The organism is Winogradskyella schleiferi, assembly GCF_013394655.1.
Classification (GTDB): domain Bacteria; phylum Bacteroidota; class Bacteroidia; order Flavobacteriales; family Flavobacteriaceae; genus Winogradskyella; species Winogradskyella schleiferi.
The window spans coordinates 446359-469661 of record NZ_CP053351.1 but is presented as its reverse complement, the minus strand read 5'-3'; the positions used below and the strand labels follow the sequence as shown (position 1 = coordinate 469661).

At 35.3% G+C, this 23303-nt stretch carries 15 protein-coding genes; 1 reads left to right on the top strand and 14 read right to left on the bottom strand.

Annotated features, from left to right (window positions below; genetic code table 11):
• Window positions 1-25: 25 nt before the first annotated feature.
• The 13 genes from HM990_RS02075 to HM990_RS02015 form a co-directional block, all read right to left on the bottom strand.
• Window positions 26-1081 (bottom strand): class I SAM-dependent methyltransferase, encoded by a 1056-nt coding sequence (locus HM990_RS02075; protein ID WP_178987346.1) that lies wholly within the window; start codon window positions 1079-1081, stop codon window positions 26-28.
• Between the two features lie 168 nt (window positions 1082-1249).
• On the bottom strand, window positions 1250-5338 hold the full coding sequence (locus HM990_RS02070) for a hybrid sensor histidine kinase/response regulator transcription factor (RefSeq protein ID WP_178987345.1): 4089 nt from the start codon (window positions 5336-5338) through the stop codon (window positions 1250-1252).
• Window positions 5339-5457: 119 nt separating this feature from the next.
• Window positions 5458-6795 carry a cytochrome-c peroxidase gene (locus HM990_RS02065; RefSeq protein ID WP_178987344.1) on the bottom strand — a complete coding sequence of 446 codons (1338 nt, stop codon included), beginning with the start codon at window positions 6793-6795 and terminating at the stop codon, window positions 5458-5460.
• Between the two features lie 143 nt (window positions 6796-6938).
• Window positions 6939-8276: a cytochrome P450 gene (locus HM990_RS02060; protein WP_178987343.1), complete on the bottom strand. Its 1338-nt coding sequence runs from the start codon at window positions 8274-8276 to the stop codon at window positions 6939-6941.
• 89 nt (window positions 8277-8365) lie between these two features.
• Window positions 8366-9388: a Holliday junction branch migration DNA helicase RuvB gene (gene ruvB / locus HM990_RS02055; protein ID WP_178987342.1), complete on the bottom strand. Its 1023-nt coding sequence runs from the start codon at window positions 9386-9388 to the stop codon at window positions 8366-8368.
• Between the two features lie 313 nt (window positions 9389-9701).
• Complete coding sequence (locus HM990_RS02050) at window positions 9702-11501, bottom strand: cytochrome c oxidase subunit I (RefSeq protein ID WP_178987341.1); 1800 nt, start codon at window positions 11499-11501, stop codon at window positions 9702-9704.
• A gap of 29 nt (window positions 11502-11530) precedes the next feature.
• Complete coding sequence (locus HM990_RS02045) at window positions 11531-12589, bottom strand: cytochrome c oxidase subunit II (protein ID WP_178987340.1); 1059 nt, start codon at window positions 12587-12589, stop codon at window positions 11531-11533.
• 24 nt (window positions 12590-12613) lie between these two features.
• A complete protein-coding gene (locus HM990_RS02040; protein ID WP_178987339.1) occupies window positions 12614-14005 on the bottom strand; it encodes a quinol:cytochrome C oxidoreductase in 1392 nt (463 codons plus the stop codon).
• A 22-nt stretch (window positions 14006-14027) separates the two neighbouring features.
• Entirely contained in the window at window positions 14028-14657 is a 630-nt protein-coding gene (locus HM990_RS02035) for a c-type cytochrome (RefSeq protein ID WP_229719345.1), read from the bottom strand.
• 1 nt (window position 14658) lies between these two features.
• The gene (locus tag HM990_RS02030) at window positions 14659-15198 is read right to left on the bottom strand and encodes a DUF3341 domain-containing protein (protein WP_178987338.1); all 540 of its coding nucleotides are present in this window, start codon (window positions 15196-15198) and stop codon (window positions 14659-14661) included.
• A gap of 8 nt (window positions 15199-15206) precedes the next feature.
• Window positions 15207-16940 (bottom strand): NrfD/PsrC family molybdoenzyme membrane anchor subunit, encoded by a 1734-nt coding sequence (gene nrfD / locus HM990_RS02025; RefSeq protein WP_178987337.1) that lies wholly within the window; start codon window positions 16938-16940, stop codon window positions 15207-15209.
• A 25-nt stretch (window positions 16941-16965) separates the two neighbouring features.
• Window positions 16966-20238, bottom strand: coding sequence for a TAT-variant-translocated molybdopterin oxidoreductase (locus tag HM990_RS02020; RefSeq protein ID WP_178987336.1), 3273 nt, complete (start codon window positions 20236-20238; stop codon window positions 16966-16968).
• 79 nt (window positions 20239-20317) lie between these two features.
• Window positions 20318-21604: a c-type cytochrome gene (locus HM990_RS02015; RefSeq protein WP_178991789.1), complete on the bottom strand. Its 1287-nt coding sequence runs from the start codon at window positions 21602-21604 to the stop codon at window positions 20318-20320.
• A 299-nt stretch (window positions 21605-21903) separates the two neighbouring features.
• On the opposite strand from HM990_RS02015, the gene HM990_RS02010 reads away from it, so the two are divergent.
• Window positions 21904-22287 (top strand): SPOR domain-containing protein, encoded by a 384-nt coding sequence (locus HM990_RS02010; RefSeq protein ID WP_178987335.1) that lies wholly within the window; start codon window positions 21904-21906, stop codon window positions 22285-22287.
• 4 nt (window positions 22288-22291) lie between these two features.
• Here HM990_RS02010 and HM990_RS02005 read toward each other — a convergent pair whose 3' ends face one another.
• Window positions 22292-23281: a hypothetical protein gene (locus tag HM990_RS02005; RefSeq protein WP_178987334.1), complete on the bottom strand. Its 990-nt coding sequence runs from the start codon at window positions 23279-23281 to the stop codon at window positions 22292-22294.
• Window positions 23282-23303 lie beyond the last annotated feature (22 nt).

Here is a 23303-nt window from a genome sequence, read left to right as displayed (position 1 = left end):
GATTTATAATAATTTGAAATTTTCATTAAAGCCTAGCCTCAAGTATTAAATTAAAAGGCGTTTCTGTAGCTCTTCTAAAGTGATTAAAGCCTCCTTTTAGCGCCACTTCACTTAATCGTTTTTCACCTGCTTGAGCACCTAATGCCAAGCCTACTTCTTGACTCATAGAACTTGGCGTACACAATAAGGTTGAAAACGAGTAAAAAGCCCTACTAACAGGATTGATGTTGTCTTTTAAAGTATCATTAGCAAACGGTTCAACAATCATACAAGTGCCATCTGGTTTTAATGCTTTTACCGTATGAGCGCAAGCACCTTCTGGATCACCCATATCATGTAGACAATCGAAAAAAGTGACGAGGTCATAATCAATTCCCGGAAAGTCCTTTGCTGTTGCAACTTGAAATGAAATATTATCCAATCCAGATTCTTTGGCATGTAAAGCGGCATGATCTATTGAACCTTGATGAAAATCGAAACCAATAAATTCTGAATTAGGAAAGGCTTTTGCCATAATCATTGTAGAAGCTGCATGTCCGCAACCAACATCAGCTACTTTTGCACCTTTTTGTAATTTTTCCACCACACCATCAAGAGTTGGTAACCAAGTTTGCACCAAATTAGTGGCATAAGAAGGTCTGAAGAATTTTTCTGTACCACAAAATAAGCAACTATGATGATTACCCCAAGACACGCCATCTCCAGACTTGAACGCTTTCTCCATTGTTGGTACATCATGATACATGGATGATATGGCATAGTATGCTCCTGTCATTAACACAGGACTATCCGGATTACTAAATACAAAAGCTTGTTCTGGTGTTAATGAAAACGTTTCGTTTGTTGCCTCATATTCAACATATCCAGAAGCTGCATGTGCGGATAACCATTCTCTTATATAACGTTCGTTGACTCCTGAAGCTACAGCAAGCTCTGCTGAAGTTGCACTCCCTTTTGCTTCCATTGCTTTATAAATTCCTAGTTTATCACCTATAATAATAAGTGGTCCAATTGCAGCTGCTCCCATTTCGGTAACCATTTTACCTAAGAGCGTGTTTAGTGCGTTCTCATCAATTTTCATAATTTTTGAATTTTAAGATTAATTAATTGAGAGCAAGCTAGGAAGAGCTGGAAGAAATGACTTTCACTATTTTTTTATAGGCAAGTCCTATTAATGCAGACCCATAAAAAGGCTAGCACTATATGGTCAAAAAAACAATAGAAACATGTTTAAAAAACTACATATCAGCTATTTATGTATTGCACTTGGTGTCTGACCAAATTCTTCTTTAAATGCGCGACTAAACCATGATGGATCGTTAAAACCAACTTCATAAGCAATTTCAGAAATTGACTTATCGGTAGTTTGAATAAGATCCTTTGCCTTTTCTAAACGCACCGAACGAATAAATACCGCTGTGGATTTCCCTGTAATTGCTTTTAATTTTCTGTAGGTTTGCGATTCACTTAGGTTCATTTTTTGTGCTACATGCCTTGAGCCCAAGTTAGGATCATCAATGTTGCTTTGAATGATTTGTATCACTTTCTGAAGAAATTTAGTTTCAGGCGTATGGTCTCTAGACACTAAAATTTGAGAAAATTTATTTTTTGCAAATGATTGCGTGATGCGCTTACGAAGGATGATGAGTTGGTCTAGTCTTGTAAGCAATTCTGCCTTTAAAAACGGCTTAGTTAAATAGGCATCAGCGCCATGTTGCAAACCTTTAAGTCTATCTGTCTCTGATGTCTTTGCGGTAAGCAAAATAACTGGAATATGATCAGTACGTTCGTCTGTTTTTAATAGTTTACAAACCTCAAAACCATCGCGTTCTGGCATCATAACATCACAAATAATAATATCAGGAATTTTTTCGAACGCTTTTTCTAATCCTAAATTTCCATTATTAGCAAAAAAACAATGGTACTTATTTTGCAAACACAGCTTTAAATAATAGGCAACATCTTTATTATCTTCTATTATTAAGGCCTTAGGTAAGTTAACATCTTTATCAAAAATTTGCATTGACCATTCTGGCTCAGTACTAACATTATCTACAAAATCAATAGGACGCGTCTCTGGTTGCGTCGCAATAGGTGAATTTCTGGTAATAGGAATTGCTACTGTAAACTCAGTTCCTTTTCCTTCTATGCTTTTTACAGCTATAGTACCATTCATCAGTGCCACTAATTCTTTGGTTAATGCCAAGCCAATTCCTGTTCCTTTACCAGCTTTTGAAAACGAATTTTCCACTTGATAAAATCTATCAAAAATATGAGGAATTACTTTTTCCGAAATACCTATACCATAATCTTTTACTTTAATCATCGCATATTCTGTTTCATTTATACTTTCACATTTAACATGCAAAATTATTTTCTTACCACCAGCAGAAAATTTAATAGCATTTGATAATAAATTAGATATGATAATTTGCAACTTCCCGTCATCAAAATCCATATTGAGGCTTTCTGTTTCAAAATAGGCAGTTATATCTATATTTTTTGTTTTTGCCAAGGATTGAAAACTCTCGCAGATGTATCTTAAAAATGGAACAATATCTCCTTGAATTAAATTCAGATCCATAGTGCCACTTTCAGCTTTACTAATGCCTAATAGCTGATTGACCAACAACAATAAATCTTTACCATTACGTTCTATAATAGTCATCGCTTCATTTGCGGTCTTATAATTTTGGGTTCTAAGGTCATCCTTAATTGTGTCAGCTAATCCTAAAATTACAGTAAGTGGTGTTCTAAATTCGTGGGTAATATTAGTGTATAAATTACTTTTTAAGGTGTTGAGGTCTTTAAGTTTATTACGTTCTGCAACGGCCAATTTTTTAGACAATAGAAAGTTATAGAATACGTAAGTTAAACATCCTAAAATAAGCGTATACATTACATAAGCCCACCATGTTGCCCATAGTGGTGGCAAAACTTTTAAATCTATTTCTAAAGGTGCTTGATTCCATATTTTTCCTCTTGAAAAGCCATTAACTTGAAGCTTATAATCACCTGAGGGAAGATTTAAAAATTGAATATTTGTATCTTCAAGCATATTCCAATCTTTATCGTTTGGCAATAGCTTATAGCCATATTTTATATGCTTTTGGATACGAAAATCTATAGCCGAGAATTGCAAGTAAAACGGAAATTGGTTTTGTTTAAACTCTAACAATTTGGTTTTAGGTAATGAATTAACAAGTAGATTATTCGAATTATTTGGTTTAATAATTTCGTCCTTTACCTTTAATTGCGAAAAGTAAAGTGGTTTTGGGTGGTCCAAATTATTAAGGTCATTAGGCTGAAAGTAAGTAACACCTCCAATACCTCCCATATAAATTATACCATCTTCATCCTTAAATCTGGCATGAATATCAAACTCTTTACTTTGGATGCCATCTTCAATATTGTATTGGGTAAATTTTCTGTTTTTTGTATTAAAATTCACCAAACCATCATTTGTGCCTAACCAAAGGTTATCTTCATGGTCATCTTGTATAGAATAAACCGCAGCATTGGTAAATTGATTTTGTTCTTTCCAAGAGGCAAAAGTATTATGACCCAAAAAAAGGTTTAATCCATTGCGAGTGCCCACCCAAATACTATCATTTTTATCTATTAATATATCATAAACAGCGTTATGGGAAAGACTTGCCTTGTTATGCCTGTCTTTATTATAGTTTGTGAAAACAGGGTTTATATAACCTTCGTTTTTAAAGTGAATTTTAGTTAATCCTCCTTGCGTGCCAATCCAAGCATTATTCTTTTTATCTATTCTTACACACATGGTAACATTGTTTTGTAAAGAATTTTTATTTTCAGGATTATTTACATACCTGATCACATTGATTTCCCCATTCTCTTTCATTTCTAATCTAAAAACTCCATAACCATAAGTTGCTCCCCAAATGTTATTGTTTTGATCTAGTGCTAATCCTTTTAAAAAATCACCATTTATAGAATTGAAATCGTTAGGGTTATACCTAAATACTTTAAATTTTGGTTGGTTAGGGTCAAACGTTTTTAAGTTTAACATGCGTAAACCTCTTGTGGTTGCAAACCAAAGTCTTTGGTTTTTATCATCTTTAACTATTTCCCTTACAGTCCCAAAAGTTCTAATTGAATCGTTTTTAACGTTTTCAAAATAGTAAGGCTTGCCATTTCTAATTAAATTTAAACCACCATCAGATGTTCCAACCCATAAATCCTCTTGATCTTTTAGTATAGAAAAAATCACATTGTCGTTCAACACGTGGTTGCCGCGTTTATTTTTTGAAATATTTTTAAAAAAAGAGGGTTTAAAGTTTACTAAATTCAAATTATTTGCTGTACCTACAAGTATTTTGTCTTTATCCATTTTCAGTAAAGCCGTAACTGTACTATTGCTCAACCCACTTTCATTTTCTATTGATTTTTCTATTTCTTGAATGATTTTCATTTTATTAAAATCCAATAGAAAAAGACCATTTCCTGTACCTACCCATACTGAAGAGTCATTCTTTTTTAAAAATGAAGTAATGAATTTTACAGAAACGTGAGATGTTATTTCAAACTCAAATAAATCGAGTTTTTTATTTTTAAAATCATAAATATATAATCCAAAATCACCTCCAATTAATAAATGTTCTCCTGTGTTATAAAATGTACGTACACGGCTATTGACTTTTAGTTCAGGATTAATATTTGTTTTATAATTCTTTGAAGTATCAATTTTATAAACATTGCCTTCAAAATCACCAACCCATAGATTTCCATCTTCTGAAGCTAATAGAGCACTTAATGACTGATTAGGTAAATAGTTTTTTTGCAAAAAAGTATTATCCTCTAATCCTTTGATTTTATGTAAGCCAGATAGTCTTGATGCAACCCAAATAGTTCCTTCTTTATCTAAAGTCAAATCTGATATCACTTCATTTTCATCTTTTGAAAATTTCAAATTTACTTTATAAAAGCGCTCTTGGTTTTGGTTATAATATGAAAGACCACTACCAATAGTACCAACCCATATATTACCTTTTTTATCTTCAAGTAAGTTATTGGTTAGGTTTCCAGAAATTGTTGCAGAATCTGAATCGTGGTGTTTAAATTGTTTAAACTGATTTCCATCAAACCTATTTAATCCATCTTGAGTAGCAATCCATACAAATCCTGAATGATCAAGTAAAAGGTCATTTGTTGAAACTTGAGACAAACCATCTTCTAAGGTGAAGTATTTGATACTATGGAAATCTGGATAAGATTGTGCAAAGGTTGAAGAAAAAAATAGCGTAATTATAAAGAGCCGAAAAATTTTAAAATTTTGCGCCGCAACTATAAAAACGTAATTAATAACCACCTTTAAATCAATTAATTATTGAATTTTAAAGTTAATGATTTTTTAAATGTAAACGCTGAGAATACGAATATGATAATTACTATTATCTAAGAAAGGTTAATGAAAAACTCATCTTGTTTTTAATTACACCCTAAATCCGCAGAAGAGGTTGCGTCTGCATTTGGGAAACAGTTGCCTGACGGTAATTGGGTTGGCACATAGCGTTCTAGATTATCATCGTATAAAGCGTTTTCTAAAAATGCAGTCAACTGATTGATTTCGGTTTCTGTTAAGTTCAATGGCTCAAACAATGGCGACAATTGATTTTGTCCAACATCGGTCTGTTCTGCTATGGCTTCATTTTTATATTCGATGACGTCTTTCACGGTTTCAAAACTTCCACCATGTCCAAAAAAATGTACATCCTTCAAATTATATAATTGCGGCGTTTTAAATTTATAATCATCTGCACTATTACCTGTAAATCCGCCACGTCCCTTTTTTGTGGCTTCATCAATTAAAGTTAAAACTTCTGCACCCTCTAAATCTTTCATACCCAAAGCATGAAAATCCATACCGTTGAGTCCAGGCCCTGAATGACATGTATAACATTGACCTTTATTAAAAAATAGTTTTGCTCCAGCTAATTCATCTGCTTCCATGGCATTATTATCGCCTCTTAACCAGTTCTGAAATGGTGCTTGGTTGGGTAAAAGCGTACGCTCATAAGCTGCAATTGCCAATCCTGCATTACGTTTGGTATAGCGTTCATTTACTGCAACCTCTGGAAATGCAGTATCAAATAAATCGTGGTATGAAGAGTTAATCATTTCGTCACCATCAATAACAAGACGATGAACGTCCAAACCAGCAATAGCCTGTGTCTCTACGCCTTCAAATCCTAAATTATTGACTTCTTTTGGTGTACCAACAGTCCACTGCGATTCTGTACCTTCGTTCATTCCTTTTCCGCCAAATTGTCCATTCCACAGCATCACTTCTTGAAAAGCAACATTCAATACACTAGGCGACCTTATGGGTTGCACGTCTAGATCTGCTTCTGCATACATTTGGTTTTTAATCCGTCCTTCACCATAACTACCAAAGCCCAGGCCTCCTTCTCCGATGCCTTGTTTTATTCCACTTTGAAACCCTGCAGCTACATGATGACAACTAGCACAAGAATAGGTGTACATACCATTATCCAAATTTGGATTGGTGGCAATCATAGTTTCATGGTACAATAATTTTCCTAATTCTACTTTTGCTTCTGTTATTGGATTGTTAATATCGCTAGGTATGGAAAGAAAATCGGTTTCTATAGGTTGAATTAATTCGGCCTTAGAACCATATAGTTCGATGATTCTACTTTCAAGTTCTAAACTGCTCGATATATCTTGATAATTATCGGTTTCTGAATTACAGGATACTAGTCCAAAGCAGACTAAAATCAAAATGGCATAACGCAGGGTGGACATATTCCGAAGATTTTGAATAACATCCAAATCTAGTAGAAATGTTAAAATTTTAACTCTAAAACAGACGAACGTACTAAATAATTGATTAAAAGGAAACGAATGCTCTTTTTTTCGATAAAATGACTCCGTATGAAGTGAATAGCCTAGAGATCTCTTTTTTCAAACTTTAGAAAGGCGTTTTTGGGTTTTAAAGTAATCAATGGTGTAATTTCAATAACATCAAAATTTGGATGAATTTTATAGATTGAAACTAATTCCGAAACAGCGATAATCATTTCGAACATGGCAAAGTTATTACCTATACATTTTCTCGGACCTGCGCCAAATGGAAAATATTGAGATGAGTATTTCCTACTGCCTTCATTAAAACGTTCAGGTAAAAACTCATCTGGTTGATCCCATAATTTTGGATGACGATGCATTTCGTAAACAGAAAATAAGAGATTGGATCCCGCTTCAAAATCCAATTCGTTAAAAGTGTCTGGTTCAATATTAACGCGATCTATAAAATAAGCTGGAGGATAGAGTCGCATGGCTTCTTCAATAACTTGTTGGCAGACTTTAGACTGTGTTACCAAATCCATTAAATCGTCACTTTCTGATTTTAGGGCGATTCGTTCTTTATAAATTTCTTCCTGCCATTTGGGATGCAATGCCAATAACTGAGTGGTAAAGGTTAAGGCGTTAGAGGTAGTTTCGTGCCCTGCCGTAAATAAAATTAAAATTTCGTCAATGAGCTGTTCTTCTTCCATGGAAGTGCCATCGTCGTATTTAGCATCTAAAAGCATGTCCAACAAATCGTGCTCTTTTACAGCTGAAGCTCGTCTTTCGTTAACGATTCGTTTTAATATTTGACGTGCTTCCTGAGTTAAATCAATATACTTTTGAATTTCGCCACTCAAATTAAACCACCAGCCCAAATAAGGCTGGCGTAATTCTTTAACCAACATTTTTTGAGCGGCCTCAGTAATATATTGAAGTCTATTAATATCATCTTGATTTGCCGCACTACTGAACAATGATTTTACAACCGTTTGAAAAGCTAAATCATTCAAAATAGGAAATAGATCAATGACTTTGTTAGACGTAATCTTATCATATTCTGATAGAATCGCACTTTTAATACTTTCTAGAAGATTCTCTAACTGCTTTTTATGAAAAGCTGGCTGAATGAGTTTACGCTGTTTTTTCCAATGATCACCTTCTGAAGTCAACAAACCCTTACCAACATATTTTACCAAATCTTCGGTCTGAATTTTAGATTTGGTATAATTTCTTTGATTCTTTTGAAGTACATATTCTGCAAAAGCCGCATCCCTGACAAAAATGACACTATTCTTTAAGCCGATTTTTAATTTAAAAACATCGCCTTGTTCTTCAAAATTTTGATGATGAAATGGTAGCGGATTTTTTAAAATTTCGAGTGAATGTTTTATAAATCGACTAAGTGGAACGGTTGGTATGTTTTGTTTTGGGTTCAAATTTTGATATTACATTTTTTTTAACTCCGACTTTAGTGGTTTATCCTTCTTCTCAAGCGGAATATGGGAATGCTAAGATGGGCTTTTTTTTAGAATAACCCTCCTTGAGTAGGACCTTTCATTTTTCCCAAATGCTTATATGCCTGCTCTGTAACTTCACGGCCACGAGGCGTTCGCATTATAAAACCCTGTTGTATTAAAAACGGCTCGTAAACTTCTTCAATCGTTTCTGTACTCTCACTTACTGCTGTGGCGATAGTGCTAATTCCCACTGGTCCACCTTTAAATTTATCTATTATGGTGGTTAAGATTTTATTATCCATTTCGTCCAGACCATAGGCATCCACGTTGAGTGCCTTTAATGCAAATTTGGCGATTTCGATATCAATCTTTCCATTGCCTTTTATTTGAGCAAAATCTCGAACACGCCTTAATAAAGCATTCGCAATACGCGGTGTTCCTCTACTTCTACCTGCAATTTCAATGGCTGCTTCCATGGTAATCGGCATACTTAAAATTGAAGCACTACGTTGAACTATAGAAGTTAATAATTCGGTTTTATAATATTGTAATCGACTGCTAATCCCAAATCGTGCTCGCATTGGTGCTGTTAATAATCCAGAACGTGTTGTTGCACCAACAAGGGTAAATGGATTAAGATTAATTTGAACAGTTCTGGCATTCGGTCCAGACTCTATCATGATATCTATCTTATAATCTTCCATCGCAGAATATAAATACTCTTCTACAATTGGACTTAGTCGGTGGATTTCATCTATAAATAATACATCACGCACCTCTAGATTGGTAAGTAAACCTGCTAAGTCGCCAGGCTTGTCCAAAACCGGTCCTGAAGTTACCTTAATACCAACCTCCAACTCGTTAGCTAAAATATGTGCTAAGGTAGTTTTACCTAAACCAGGAGGGCCGTGAAACAACGTATGGTCCAATGCTTCTTCTCGTAAATTTGCAGCTTGTACAAAAACCAATAGATTTTCCAATACTTGATCTTGACCAGTAAAGTCTTCAAACGTTAAGGGTCTTAATTTCTTCTCGACATCTAGTTCTTCTGATGTGAAGTTATCATTATATGGGTTTAGGTTTTCATTCATAGTACTTCCTGCGAAGGCAGGAATCTCTTATTTTATTATTTCCAAAACCTACAATGTATTAAGAATTGTGTAGGTTAATGACCAAACCAATTTCGGCTAAAGCAAATATAACGAAAAAGACCTTTGGAATGTTATATCAATCCAAAGGTCTTTTCTTATTTGTTATGAGATTAATTTAGATTGCAAGAAATGGGAAATTCATTAAATTGTTAGTCACAATTAAATAAAATAAAAAAGCCTTTCTGTAAATAGAAAGGCTTTCAGTATTGTTGTTTATTCTCGATTATGAGATTCCTGCCTTCGCAGGAACTTGTTAATGCTGTAATTCCTCTTCGCCTTCCATCATCGGTACATTCTGAGGTACAAAGTCCTCTTCATGTCCTGGTTTACTGTAATCGTAAGACCAACGGTAAACATGAGGTATTGCACCTGGCCAGTTACCGTGAATATGTTCTACTGGCGCAGTCCATTCTAAAGTTGTAGATCTCCATGGGTTTTGTACAGCTTTTTTGCCAAAGAATATACTGCTAATAAAGTTATATAAGAATACTAACTGTACTAGTCCTCCGACAAGAGCAAATACGGTAATGACAACATTAGTGTTAGCTAAATCATCGAATAAAGGGAAATTAGAGTTTGTATAATAACGCCTTGGTAATCCTGCCATACCTATAAAGTGCATTGGGAAAAATACACCATAAGCACAAATTGCGGTTACCCAAAAATGTACGTATCCTAAGTTTTTATTCATCATTTTACCAAACATTTTTGGGAACCAATGATAGATACCTGCAAACACACCATATAAGGCTGAAATACCCATAACTAAATGAAAGTGGGCTACCACAAAATAAGTATCGTGAACATTGATATCTAGAGCGCTATCTCCCAAAATAATACCTGTTAAACCACCTGTGATGAATGTAGATACTAGACCTATGGAAAACAACATCGCTGGATTCATTTGCAGATTTCCCTTCCATAAGGTCGTTATATAATTAAATGCTTTTACCGCTGATGGAATTGCAATTAACAAGGTTGTAAAAGTAAATACGGAACCTAAAAATGGATTCATCCCTGAGATAAACATATGGTGACCCCAAACAATGGTTGATAAAAAAGCAATGGCCAATATTGAAGCAACCATAGCGCGATACCCGAATATTGGTTTACGTGAATTTGTAGCTATAATTTCTGAGGTAATTCCTAACGCTGGTAAAAGCACGATATATACCTCTGGGTGTCCTAAGAACCAAAATAAATGTTCAAATAATACCGGTGATCCACCTTGATAATGCAATACTTCACCCTGAATAAAGATATCAGATAAAAAGAATGACGTACCAAAACTTCTATCCATAATGAGTAATAACGCCGCAGATAATAATACAGGGAATGAAATTACACCAATAATGGCTGTTACAAAAAATGCCCAAATGGTCAATGGTAATCTAGTCATTGACATCCCTTTTGTTCTAAGATTAATTACGGTTACAATATAATTAAGAGAACCTAATAAAGACGATGCGATAAATATGGCCATGGATACTAACCAGAGTGTCATTCCTAGTCCAGAACCTCCTGATGCCATCGGCAACGCAGACAGCGGTGGATAAATTGTCCAACCTGCTGCAGCTGGACCAAACTCGACAAAAAATGACGATATCATGATAACACATGAAAGAAAAAATAGCCAGTAAGACACCATATTAAGAAAACCGGATGCCATGTCACGTGCTCCAATTTGTAAAGGGATTAAGAGGTTACTAAAAGTACCGCTTAGCCCTGCAGTAAGTACAAAGAACACCATCAGTGTTCCGTGTATGGTTACTAATGCCAAATAAATATCGGCATCCATAACACCTTCTGGCGCCCATTTGCCCAATAATGCTTCAAATAATACATTTGGTTCTTCTGGCCATGCAATTTGCATACGCATCAATAAGGACATTAAAATCCCTAGAATACCCATAACAATTACACCTGTAATCAGATACTGCTTAGCAATCATTTTATGATCTTGGCTAAAGATGTACTTCGTTACAAATGTTTCCTTGTGATGATGTACGTCGTGGTCATCATCGTGACTGTGTGTATCTATAGTTGCTGACATAATCTATTTTCTTTTTCTTAAAAAATCTTTTAATTTAATGAATCTGGAAAGGATTTCTGTTCTTTCATCCATGCATCAAACTCTTCTTGTGTTTCTACAATAATCTTCATCTGCATATTGTAGTGGGACTTACCGCAAATCTTATTACATAATAATAAGTAATCGAATTCATAAACCAACTCTTGTCCAGATTCTTCAACCTTAGCTTTTCGCTCTAATCTAAGTTGATTAATGTTTTGTACTTTCTCTATCATATCAGGATTCTCACGCATCTCAGCAGTTGTTACTGTAGGCGTAAAACCAAATTGCGTTACCATACCTGGAACACAGTTCATCTGTGCTCTAAAGTGCGGCATATATGCAGAGTGCAACACATCTTGTGATCGCATTTTAAATAGTATCGGTTGATCCACTGGTAAATGTAGTTCCGTAACAATAACATCGTCTTGAGCATTAGGATCATCTTCATCAACACCTAAAACATTGGCACGATCTATATCTATCAATCGCACGTTAGCTTTTCCTAAAACATTGTCCGCACCACTGTATCGTGCTTTCCAATTAAATTGTTGCGCATATAATTCAATTACCATTGGATCGTCTTCTTCATCGATATTCATAATATCGTTCCAAGTAAATAATCCATAAATGATTAAACCAGCCAAAACGATAACCGGAATTATAGTCCATATAAATTCTAAAGTGTTGTTATCGGCATAGAACAACGCTTTCCTTCCTTTTTCTCCTCTATATTTAAAAGCAAAATAATGCAATAAGAATTGCGTAATTGTTTGTACTGTAAATATCACCACCATGGAGATAATCATTAAATTATCAAGTCCTGGACCATGTTCTGAAGCCGCATTTGACGTTAGTGGCAAATCACCTAAATACCAAAAACTAAGAATGGTTATGACATAAATAAATATCAAAAAACCTATCATCATATAGCCATTGATTTTGTTATCATGGTCGGTTGCAACAGGGGAACTCGTTGTGCCAACTTGAGCCAAATCAAAAATCTTTACCATTTGCCATAAGGCAACAGCTGCAAAGAGTACAATTATAATCGTTAATAAAGCAGTCATTATCGTTTCTATTCTTTTTAAAAATTAATAATGGAAATGTTCACTTTCCTTAATAAATGGATTTCCTTTTGGTAATAATGGATATTTGCCAAGCGCAGTAAAGACAATAAGCAAGAATATGCCACCAAATAATAGTATTGATCCTATCTCCGGAATACCAATAAACCATCTATCACCTACGGTTGCTGGCATAATCATATTGAATATATCTATATAGTGTCCACAAAGGATTACTATACCAGCCATGATTACAAACCAATTTATGCGCTTATAATCACTATTCATCAATAATAATAATGGGAAAATAAAATTCATTACTATCATACCGAAGAATGGTAAATTATAATCCTCTATACGTGTAATGAAATAAGTAACTTCCTCCGGAATATTCGAATACCAGATTAACATAAATTGAGAGAACCATAAATAGGTCCAGAAAATACTAAAACCAAACATAAATTTAGCTAAATCATGAATATGGCTATCATTTACATGTTCTAATAAGCCTTTTGATTTCAGAAAAATAGCAATCATCGCAATCGTTGTAACGCCACAAACTAGCATACCTGCTAATACATACCACCCAAACAATGTACTGAACCAATGAGGATCTACACTCATTATCCAATCCCAAGACATCATTGATTCCGTATAGATGAAAAATACCAAAAATCCTGCAGAAATTCTGAAGTTCTTTTTAAAGTTTCTGTTATCATTTATATCCGCGTTGTCCTGTGCCACCGAAAACTTTCTAGAGAAATGACGGTAAAGCGACCAACCTGCTAAGAAAATAAGGCCTCTAATAAAAAATCCTGCTTTGTTTAACCAACTTGATTTACCTGCTACCAAAGCATCGTAGTTATCACTGCCTTTTGTAGTCATACCATCCGTTAACCATATAAATAAATGACTATCCGCAAGGAAAGCAATTAATAATACAATTATACCACCTGGTAAAAGATAAGCCGTAATACCTTCCATGACTCTAAACAATACTGGTGACCAACCTGCTTGCGATGCATATTGAACCGCATAAAAAGCTAACACACCTAAGGCAATCATAAAGAAAAAGAAAGCTGCAACGTATAACGCAGAATATGGTCTGTTATGTATTTGATGTAATACGTGTTCTTCATGACTCATGGCATGACCTTCCTCAGCATGAGCTGCTCCATGCGCTTCTTCGACATGTCCGTCGGTTTCGTCAACATGTGATGCTGCTTCTCCATGAGACGCTCCATGTGCCTCATTAGCATGAGCGTCACCATCATGTGATTCACTTGCTAATAGCTCTTTTACATCCTCAACGGTTTCGTAATGATGAGCATCCATAAAGCCGTAACCAACACCTAACAGTCCTAAAACTATTAAAATGATAGCCCCTATTCTTAATCGATTTGAAATTTTATATTCCATTTATATAATCTTTATCTAAATCTTACTTTTCTAAATCTGCCTTCAGTTTTTCAACATAAGCAACCACTTGCCAACGCTCTTCTTCGTTCAATTGGTTGGCATAAGAACCCATTGTATTCTTTCCGTAATAAATAACATGATAAATACTGCCAGTTGTAATTGCTCTACCAACATCGGCATAACTAGGCACACCTAAAATCTTTTCACGTTGCACTAACTTCCCTTTACCATCACCTTTGGCGCCATGGCAAATACCACAGTAAATGGTATATAATGGGCCTCCTTTAGCATAGTCAATACGAGTTTTAGTTGAATCTTGTTCAGCATTGCCCATTTCAGTTAAAGGAATAGGATCCGCTAATGGATTTTCAAGCGTAGCTTTAGCCAAGGCATATCCTTCATTCGTATTTGGAATTTCAAAAGGCATAAAATCACCTCTAGGAATAGTGCCATCCGCTGGTAATCTAGCTTCCATGTCATATTCGAAAATATTTGTACCGTCGACATCAACATTGGCCTCTTGATAGGCTTCATAACCTACAGACTCATACATATTAGGCATGTACTGATAGTTTCGGCTCGAGTTCTTTTGGCAAGACACAAAGCTTACCAATAATATTGTTACTACAATATATTTTGTGGCTATCTTCATATTAATGTGCATCTTCATCTTTATCTACAATATTTATTTCAGCAGCTCCAGTTTCCTTTAAAAGCGTCATTAATGAATCCTCATTATTGTGTATGGCTATCTCCATTAAGAAATGGTCATCTGTTGTTCGTGGGTCTGGATTTTCTGCTTTTTTAAATGGCCACATCCTACTTCTTAAGTAAAACGTAATAACCATTAAGTGGGCCGCAAAAAATACCGTTAGCTCGAACATTATCGGCACAAACGCTGGCATATTTTCAATATAACTAAAACTTGGCTTACCACCAATATCTTGTGGCCAATCTTCAATCATTATATAGTTCATCATTACAATGGCTACCGTAAGCCCAACGCAACCGTACATAAATGACGTAATTGCTATACGTGTTGGTGCCAATCCCATTGCCTTGTCTAGTCCGTGGACTGGAAAAGGGGTGTATATTTCTTCAATGTGATGTCGTTCTGCCTTTACCTTTTTAACGGCTGACATTAAGATATCATCATCTGTATAAATAGCATGAATTACTTTCGAAGCTTCCATAGACTATATTAGTTGTTTAATAAGTTTTTAGCTTGTCCTGACCAATCATCACGTTCTGCTCTTCCTGGGAAAGAACCTGTGATTTCATCTAACAAGTCATATTCTCTTTTTGTCATTTTACTTACTTGTGCGTAAGTAAAAATTCCTAATGTGTTCAGTACCTCTTCCATTTTTGGACCAATACCACTAATCACTTTTAAATCGTCTGGTGTTTGAACATCAGGATCAAACCTGCCAACACCTTCTAAAAGATTACCTAATTTTTCTTCATCGTCCTGCAAAGGTTTTGAAGCTGTAGTCGTTTCAGGGAGTTTATAGTTAGATGTTCTATCATCTGCACCTGTACCGACAAGTGTCTCTCCGTTTTCTCTAATACGCTTATAACGTTCTCCAGAAGATTTTAAAATGGTTTTAACCTCTGCTTGCGCAATTACTGGGAATGTACGTGAGTACAATAAGAATAACACAAAGAAGAATCCGATGGTTCCAATGAAAATTCCAATATCCACAAATGTTGGTGAGAACATAGACCAAGAAGATGGTAAATAATCTCTATGTAATGAGGTTACAATAATTACAAATCGCTCAAACCACATTCCAATGTTTACAACAATAGATATAACGAATGAGAACATAATACTTGTTCTTAATTTCTTAAACCACATAAACTGAGGCGAGAAAACATTACAGGACATCATTGCCCAATATGCCCACCAGTAAGGTCCAGTTGCTCTGTTTAAGAATGCGTATTGCTCGTACTCCACACCAGAATACCACGCAATAAATAGCTCTGTAATATAAGCAACACCAACGATCGAACCTGTAATCATAATTACAATGTTCATTAACTCTATGTGTTGTACTGTAATATAATCTTCAAGGTTACACACTTTTCTCATAATAATAAGGAGTGTATTTACCATAGCAAATCCTGAGAATACCGCTCCTGCAACAAAGTAAGGTGGGAAAATCGTCGTATGCCAACCTGGAATAACCGACGTTGCGAAGTCAAAGGATACAATAGTATGTACAGAAAGTACTAAAGGTGTTGCCAAACCAGCAAGTACTAGAGATACTTCTTCAAAACGTTGCCAATCCTTCGCACGACCAGACCAACCGAAACTCACTAAAGAATAAATTTTCTTTTGGAAAGGTTTAACAGCTCTGTCTCTTAACATAGCGAAATCTGGTAATAAACCTGTCCACCAGAAAACTAGTGACACAGATAAATAGGTTGAAATCGCAAATACATCCCAAAGTAATGGTGAATTAAAGTTAACCCATAAGGACCCAAATTGATTCGGAATTGGTAATACCCAATATGCTAACCATGGACGACCCATGTGAATAATTGGAAACAAACCTGCCTGTACAACTGAGAAAATGGTCATGGCTTCCGCAGAACGGTTAATTGCCATTCTCCATTTTTGACGGAAAAGTAAAAGTACGGCAGAAATTAATGTTCCTGCGTGACCAATACCAACCCACCAAACGAAGTTAGTAATATCCCAAGCCCAGTTTACGGTCTTGTTAAGACCCCAAACTCCAATACCTGTAGATATGGTATAAATAATACAACCTATTCCCCAAAGGAATGCTACCAAAGCAATGCTAAAAACAATCCACCATGCTCTGTTGGCTTTGCCTTCAACTGGTCTTGCTACATCTATAGTAACATCGTGATACGATTTTTCGCCAGTGACTAAAGGTCTTCTAATAGGTGCTTCGTAATGAGACGCCATAATTATATACTTGTTTCTTTATTATTTATGCTTTTGATGTGTTTCTCACTTTTGTTTGATAAATCACGTTTGGTTTTGTTCCAACGCTTTCTAACAAGTGATACATACGATCATCTTCTTTTAGTTCTGCAATCTTACTGTCTTTGTCATTAATGTCTCCGAATACCATTGCTCCGTTTCCACAAGCTGCGGAACAAGCCGTTTGGAATTCTCCATCTTTAACCAAACGTCCATCACGTTTTGCATCCAGAATTGTTTTTTGTGTTTTTTGAATACACATAGAACATTTTTCCATGACACCACGTGAACGAACAGTAACATCTGGATTCAATACCATACGTCCTAAATCGTCATTCATATAGTAATCGAACTCATCATTCTTATTGTATAAGAACCAGTTGAAACGACGTACTTTATAAGGACAGTTGTTGGCACAATATCTTGTACCTACACAACGGTTATATGCCATGTGGTTTTGACCTTGACGACCATGAGCTGTTGCAGCTACAGGACAAACTGTTTCACAAGGCGCATGATTACAATGCTGACACATTACAGGTTGAAATGCTACTTGAGGATTATCAGCAGGATGTTCCATCTCACCAAACTCACTCAATGAGCTACCTAAACCAGAAATATTTTCTTTCTTTTCGTTATCACCTTCAAATGAATCCTCTGAAGAATAGTATCTATCAATACGCAACCAGTGCATATCCCTACTACGTCTCATCTCCGTTTTACCAACAACAGGTACATTATTTTCTGCGTGACATGCAATAACACATGCGCCACAACCTGTACAAGCATTTAAATCAATTGATAAATTAAAGTGATGACCAACTGAACGGTCAAACTCATCCCATAAATCTACATCTGGAGATGTTACAGGCGTTTCTATATGATTTAAGGATACTTGAGGTGTTTTATTCCAACCATGTTTATGGTCGTTATATTTATAGGTATTGAATATCTCTAAGCTTGTTTCTTTAATGATGTCTCCACGACCCATTAAGGTATTGTGCAACTGTACACAAGCAAATTCATGCTCGCCAAGAGCTTTTTCAATAGTTATATTTTGTACAGGATTGAAATTTTGGTATAATGGATAAGCGTTAACTCCCGTTTTCATTTCGGCTTTTAAGGCTTTAGACGTTCTTCCAAAACCAAATGCTAAACCTGCAGAACCTTTTGCTTGTCCTGGCTGAATAATTACAGGAACGGTTATCGGTTCCGCTCCATTCACTGAAACTTTAGCATAGCTACTATTCAAACCACCATTGGCTTCATGCCAGTTTTCTAACTTTAATCTTTCAGCATCTGCTTTAGAAATCGTTAAATAGTTATCCCAAGTTGTTCTAGTAATAGGATCTGGAAATTCTTGTAACCATGGGTTATTGGCTTGCTGACCATCTCCCATACCTGTCTTGGTATAAAGTGATAATTCCATGCCATTTGCTGATGCTGTTTTAGCCAAAGCTCTAGCTGCAGCACCACCTGTTAATACCGAAGCAACATCTGTATTACCACTCGTATTATTAACTGTAGTTGATGATGTCGTGGTTGTGTACTCGTCTTTATCTTCGTCTTTGATTCCAACACCTACGGCAACATCATGAATAACGCCACCTAAGAACGTTCTATCTTTTTTATCGTTTAATTCAGATGAAGAAGTTTCAACTGTTGTCGATGAGCCATTTGAACTATTTCCTGCTGAACCTGCTACAAAAACACCATCTTGAACGGCTTTATTAAATGAAGACCCATTTAATACACTTTCTGTCCAAACTGATTTTAAATAATCTCTATAAGAACCTGTCGCTCCCGTCCAGCCCATCAATACTTCTTGAAACTGTTTTGTATCAAACAATGGGCGAATTGTAGGTTGCATCATTGAATAATGACCCGACTTGAATTCGAAATCTCCCCAAGATTCTAAGTTATGAGGTGTCGCAGCAATATATTGACAATCTGTTGCCGTTTCGTCTTGTTTCATCGAAAACGCAACTGATAATTCTGTTTTAGCCAAACCTTCTTTAAAGTCCGAAGCATTTGGAAGTGTGTACATTGGATTCACACCATTCATGATAATGGCACCAACTTTTCCAGCTTTCATATCAGCAACTAACTGCATCACAGCTTTATCGCTTCCTTGTCTAGTTTTTATGGTAGTACTCGGATCAAAAGCCTTACTTCTTAAAAAGCTATTGATTTCTAAAACTGTTGTCTGTGCATTCACATCTTGAATACCTGTAACAACCACCGCGTTACTTCCAGCTAAACTCAATTCTTTTGCTGCGGATTTGATTGCTGCATCAATGCCTTCTGGAAGATTTGCTCCTCCTGAAGAATTTCCAGTTACTGCACTATATAATTTAGCTAAAGCTAATTTTTGTTCACTTGGTGTTAATGGCACACGTTTGTCTGCATTTGCACCAGTCAAAGACATATTGGATTCAAACTGAATATGTCTGGACATTTGACCATTTTCTGGAATACGATTTTTAGCATAACCTCCAGAAAAATTACCCCCTTGCCAATCCCCTAGAAAATCAGCTCCAATAGAAACAATGGTTTTTGCTTTAGAGAAATCGTAATTAGCCATTCCTCTTGTTCCGTACTTGGCTTGGTAAGCATCTAATGTTGCAGATTCTGAAACGGCATCATAAGCCACATGACTTACATTTCCGAATTTCGATTTGAAATCTGCAATTAATTTATTTGTAGATGGACTCGGCATTGAATGTGTTAACAATACAATCGCTTTACCATTAAGGCCATTTAATTTTGAAGTTGTTTCAGACATGAACGTCTCCCAAGAGATTTTTGAATCCCCTTTCATCGGCGATTTCACTCTGAGGTTATCATACAGTCCTAAAACTGAAGCATTAACTCTGGCATTTGCCATTCCACTTGTTTTGGAATCAGAATTATGTTCAATTTTTATAGGTCGTCCTTCTCGTGTCTTTACTAAAACACTAGCAAAATCGTAACCATCTGCAATCGTCGTTGCATAATAATTAGCTACACCAGGAATAATTTCCGTTGGTTGATTTATATAAGGAATTGACTTAATCACTGGTCCTTCACAAGCTGCTAGCGAAGCTGCCGCTGTACTGAAACCAACGTATTTTAAGAAATCACGACGCGTAGTAGATGAAGATTCCAAAGTTTCTTTATCTCCTAAAAATTCATCCGTAGGAATTGTTTCCACAAATTCATTTTGTTGTAGCGCCTCAACAATAGAGCTCTTTTCGTTTAGCTCTTCAACACTTTTCCAGTATTTCTTGTTTGATGACATAGTGTTTATTTATGATTTTAGATTTTAGATTTACGACTAGTTTTTGCGTCGTAATTCATCAATCGTAATTCTTTAATTTTTAATAGTGGCATTTACCACATTCCAAACCTCCCATTTGTGCAGCAGTTAACTGATCAACACCATACTTTTTGGATAGTTCTTCGTGAATTTTTGTATAATACTCGTTGTCTTGAACTTTTACATTCGTCTCTCTGTGACAGTTAATACACCAGCCCATAGTTAACGGCGCATGTTGGTACATAATTTCCATTTCCTCAACAGGTCCATGACAAGTTTGACATTCTATACCTGCAACAGAAACATGCTGTGAGTGATTGAAATAAGCAAAATCAGGCAAATTATGAATACGAATCCATTTTACAGGCTTTTGATCTCCTGTATAACCTGTGCCATCCCAGCCTACTGCATCGTATAATTTTTGGATTTCAGCATTATAATCTACACCATATTCTTCACCTTCCGCTAAAGTCTCTGGTGCCACTTCTGAAATCGATTTATGACAATTCATACAAACATTTAATGAAGGAATGCCCGAATGCTTGCTCACCCTTGCTGAAGAGTGACAATATTTACAATCGATACCATTATCACCAGCATGAATTCTATGCGAATAATGAATTGGCTGAACCGGTTCGTAACCCTGATCTACACCAACTTGCATAAAATAACCATATACAAAGTAACCACTCGCCAATAAAAAGACGATTGCCGTAACCAATACCAAAAACTGGTTCTGAACAAACGCTTTCCATAATGGTGTTTTTTTATTTTCGGCAGGAACCTCAATACCCTTAGCATCTGCAAATCGATTAAGTGTTTTATTTACTAACACTAAAGCCATTGCTAGTAAAGCAAACAATAAAGCTAAAGCACCTAAGATTAAGTTGTTTGAAACTCCTCCTTGTTGACCAGCCTCTCCACCACCAGTGCTCTCAACCACAACAGGCTCTGGAGCAGGAGCAGCTGTATAAGCTAAAATATCAGAAATATCTTGATCACTCAACTGCGGGAAGGCCGTCATCGCTGTTTGGTTGTACTCGTTGTAAATTTTAACAGCGTAAGAATCTCCAGACTTAATCAATGAAGCACTATTTCTAATCCATGAATTTAACCACTCTCTACCAAGACCTTGTTCTTCCGCCAATCTCGCCTCAACATTACGTAATGCAGGACCTGTCATTGGCTTGTCTAGCTTATGACAAGCGGCACAATTAGAATTATAAAGTGATTTTCCATTTGCAGGATCACCTTCTTGGGCTATAAGAGAAGTTGAAAACGTAAGTAAAAGTACAATACAAAGACTATATATCTTTGAGGTTAAACCACAGTAAATCACCTGTTTCATATTATAAGTTGGATTATCTTCTAAACTTTGGTACGATTTTTTCATTAAAAATGTGAAAAAAGATGTTTATAAAAACTCTGGCAAAAGTAACATTTAAAGTCGATTTTGAAAATCTTAGAGAACTGTTAATATATAATTTATACCAATTCTAAATAAAGTCTTTTTGAAATTTTATAGGTGTAAATTCGTTCCTTTTATATTGCGAACTTGCAGTCAATTGGTTACAACTTAAAAGTGCACAAAAAATATTTGCACATGTTTCATTGAAAACTATACCTTTGCCAGTAAATACTCATATTATGAAATTAAAATATAAATCCCTGTGTTTAGTGATTTTAGGCTTTCTATTAACGGCTGCTTTACATGCACAACAAGGGGAAGTTAATATTAGCCAAGACAGTGATATTGATAAATTATTAGAGTTTAAAAAGGATATTAAAACATCGAAGGTATATAAAATCCAAGTATATCAAAGTGTAGATCCCGATAAAGCACAACGGGAGAAATCCAATTTCTTAAACTCCTATGACCAATGGCCTGTGGAAATTGTATGGAACACGCCTAATTATAAAGTTTGGGTTGGCAATTTTGCAACAAGATTGGAAGCTGAACGTGCTGGTGTAAAAATCAAGAAACAATACATGAATGCTATTATTTTTCAGCCTAAAACTGATAAGGACTAATAGATTAGAGCAACTTTAATTTTCTTTTTATCGCCATTAGAAATCGTGGAACAATCGGCCTGCTTTTCACGAAAGATTTTCTTTTATTCTTATCGTAATCCTCATAATTACATTTAACCAATTGTTTTGGAATTTTCATAAAACTATTATTGGATCCATGCATACTGTAAGTACAAATAGAATAGTTTTTGTTCTGTTTGTTTTCGAGATAATAAAATGGCGAGGAATCGTTAAAGGTTCTAACCGAAATATCACAATGATCCACGACATACATTTCTATTGCAAACAGCAAATAATTGTCTTTAATATCCTTTAATAAATCACTAAAATATGTACTGGAAAAGAACCTTGAATTTTCAATTCTGTAATTTTGGTCATTAGAGCAATAAAAAACTGAATTGTAATTAAAATCTTTTAATTTATTTACAATTATAGTTTCATCCATACTCGCATTTAATTTTTTATTTAAGCGATCACCTCTTCTAAGATGCAAACCTATAACGGGCTTTTCTAATCTATTCAAAATATTATCACCAAGTTGTTTTATTTGTGAAGGTGCCGTAACTAGAGGAATAACGAATTTCACGCCGACGCCATGATACAATTTGGCTAAACTAAACGCTTGGTACGTTTTTTTTAAGTTCCAGAAATTATCGTTTTGCAAGTTTCTAATAACCAACGTTTCATTTGTATTATAATTGAATTTCTTATCTTCAATATTCAAAATAGCATTAGAATCAAGTCGCTTTTCTATGTCTAAAAAATTTTCTTCTAAGATGTAGTGGACATTTAGTTTATCGATATTAATATAGTCTTCAATTAAATAGCTCTCGATAGGTTTTCCATTATTGTGTTGTGAGCCCAATTGAAATTTAGGGATTATGGCAATTCTATTGCTCAATTTAGCCTCTGCCAATAATATCATTAAACAAGAACGACGGTCCAATAAACCTTCACCAAATTTTTTAGATGATTTGTAATACAGATATTTCATTGCAAGCTTTGATATAAGCGCT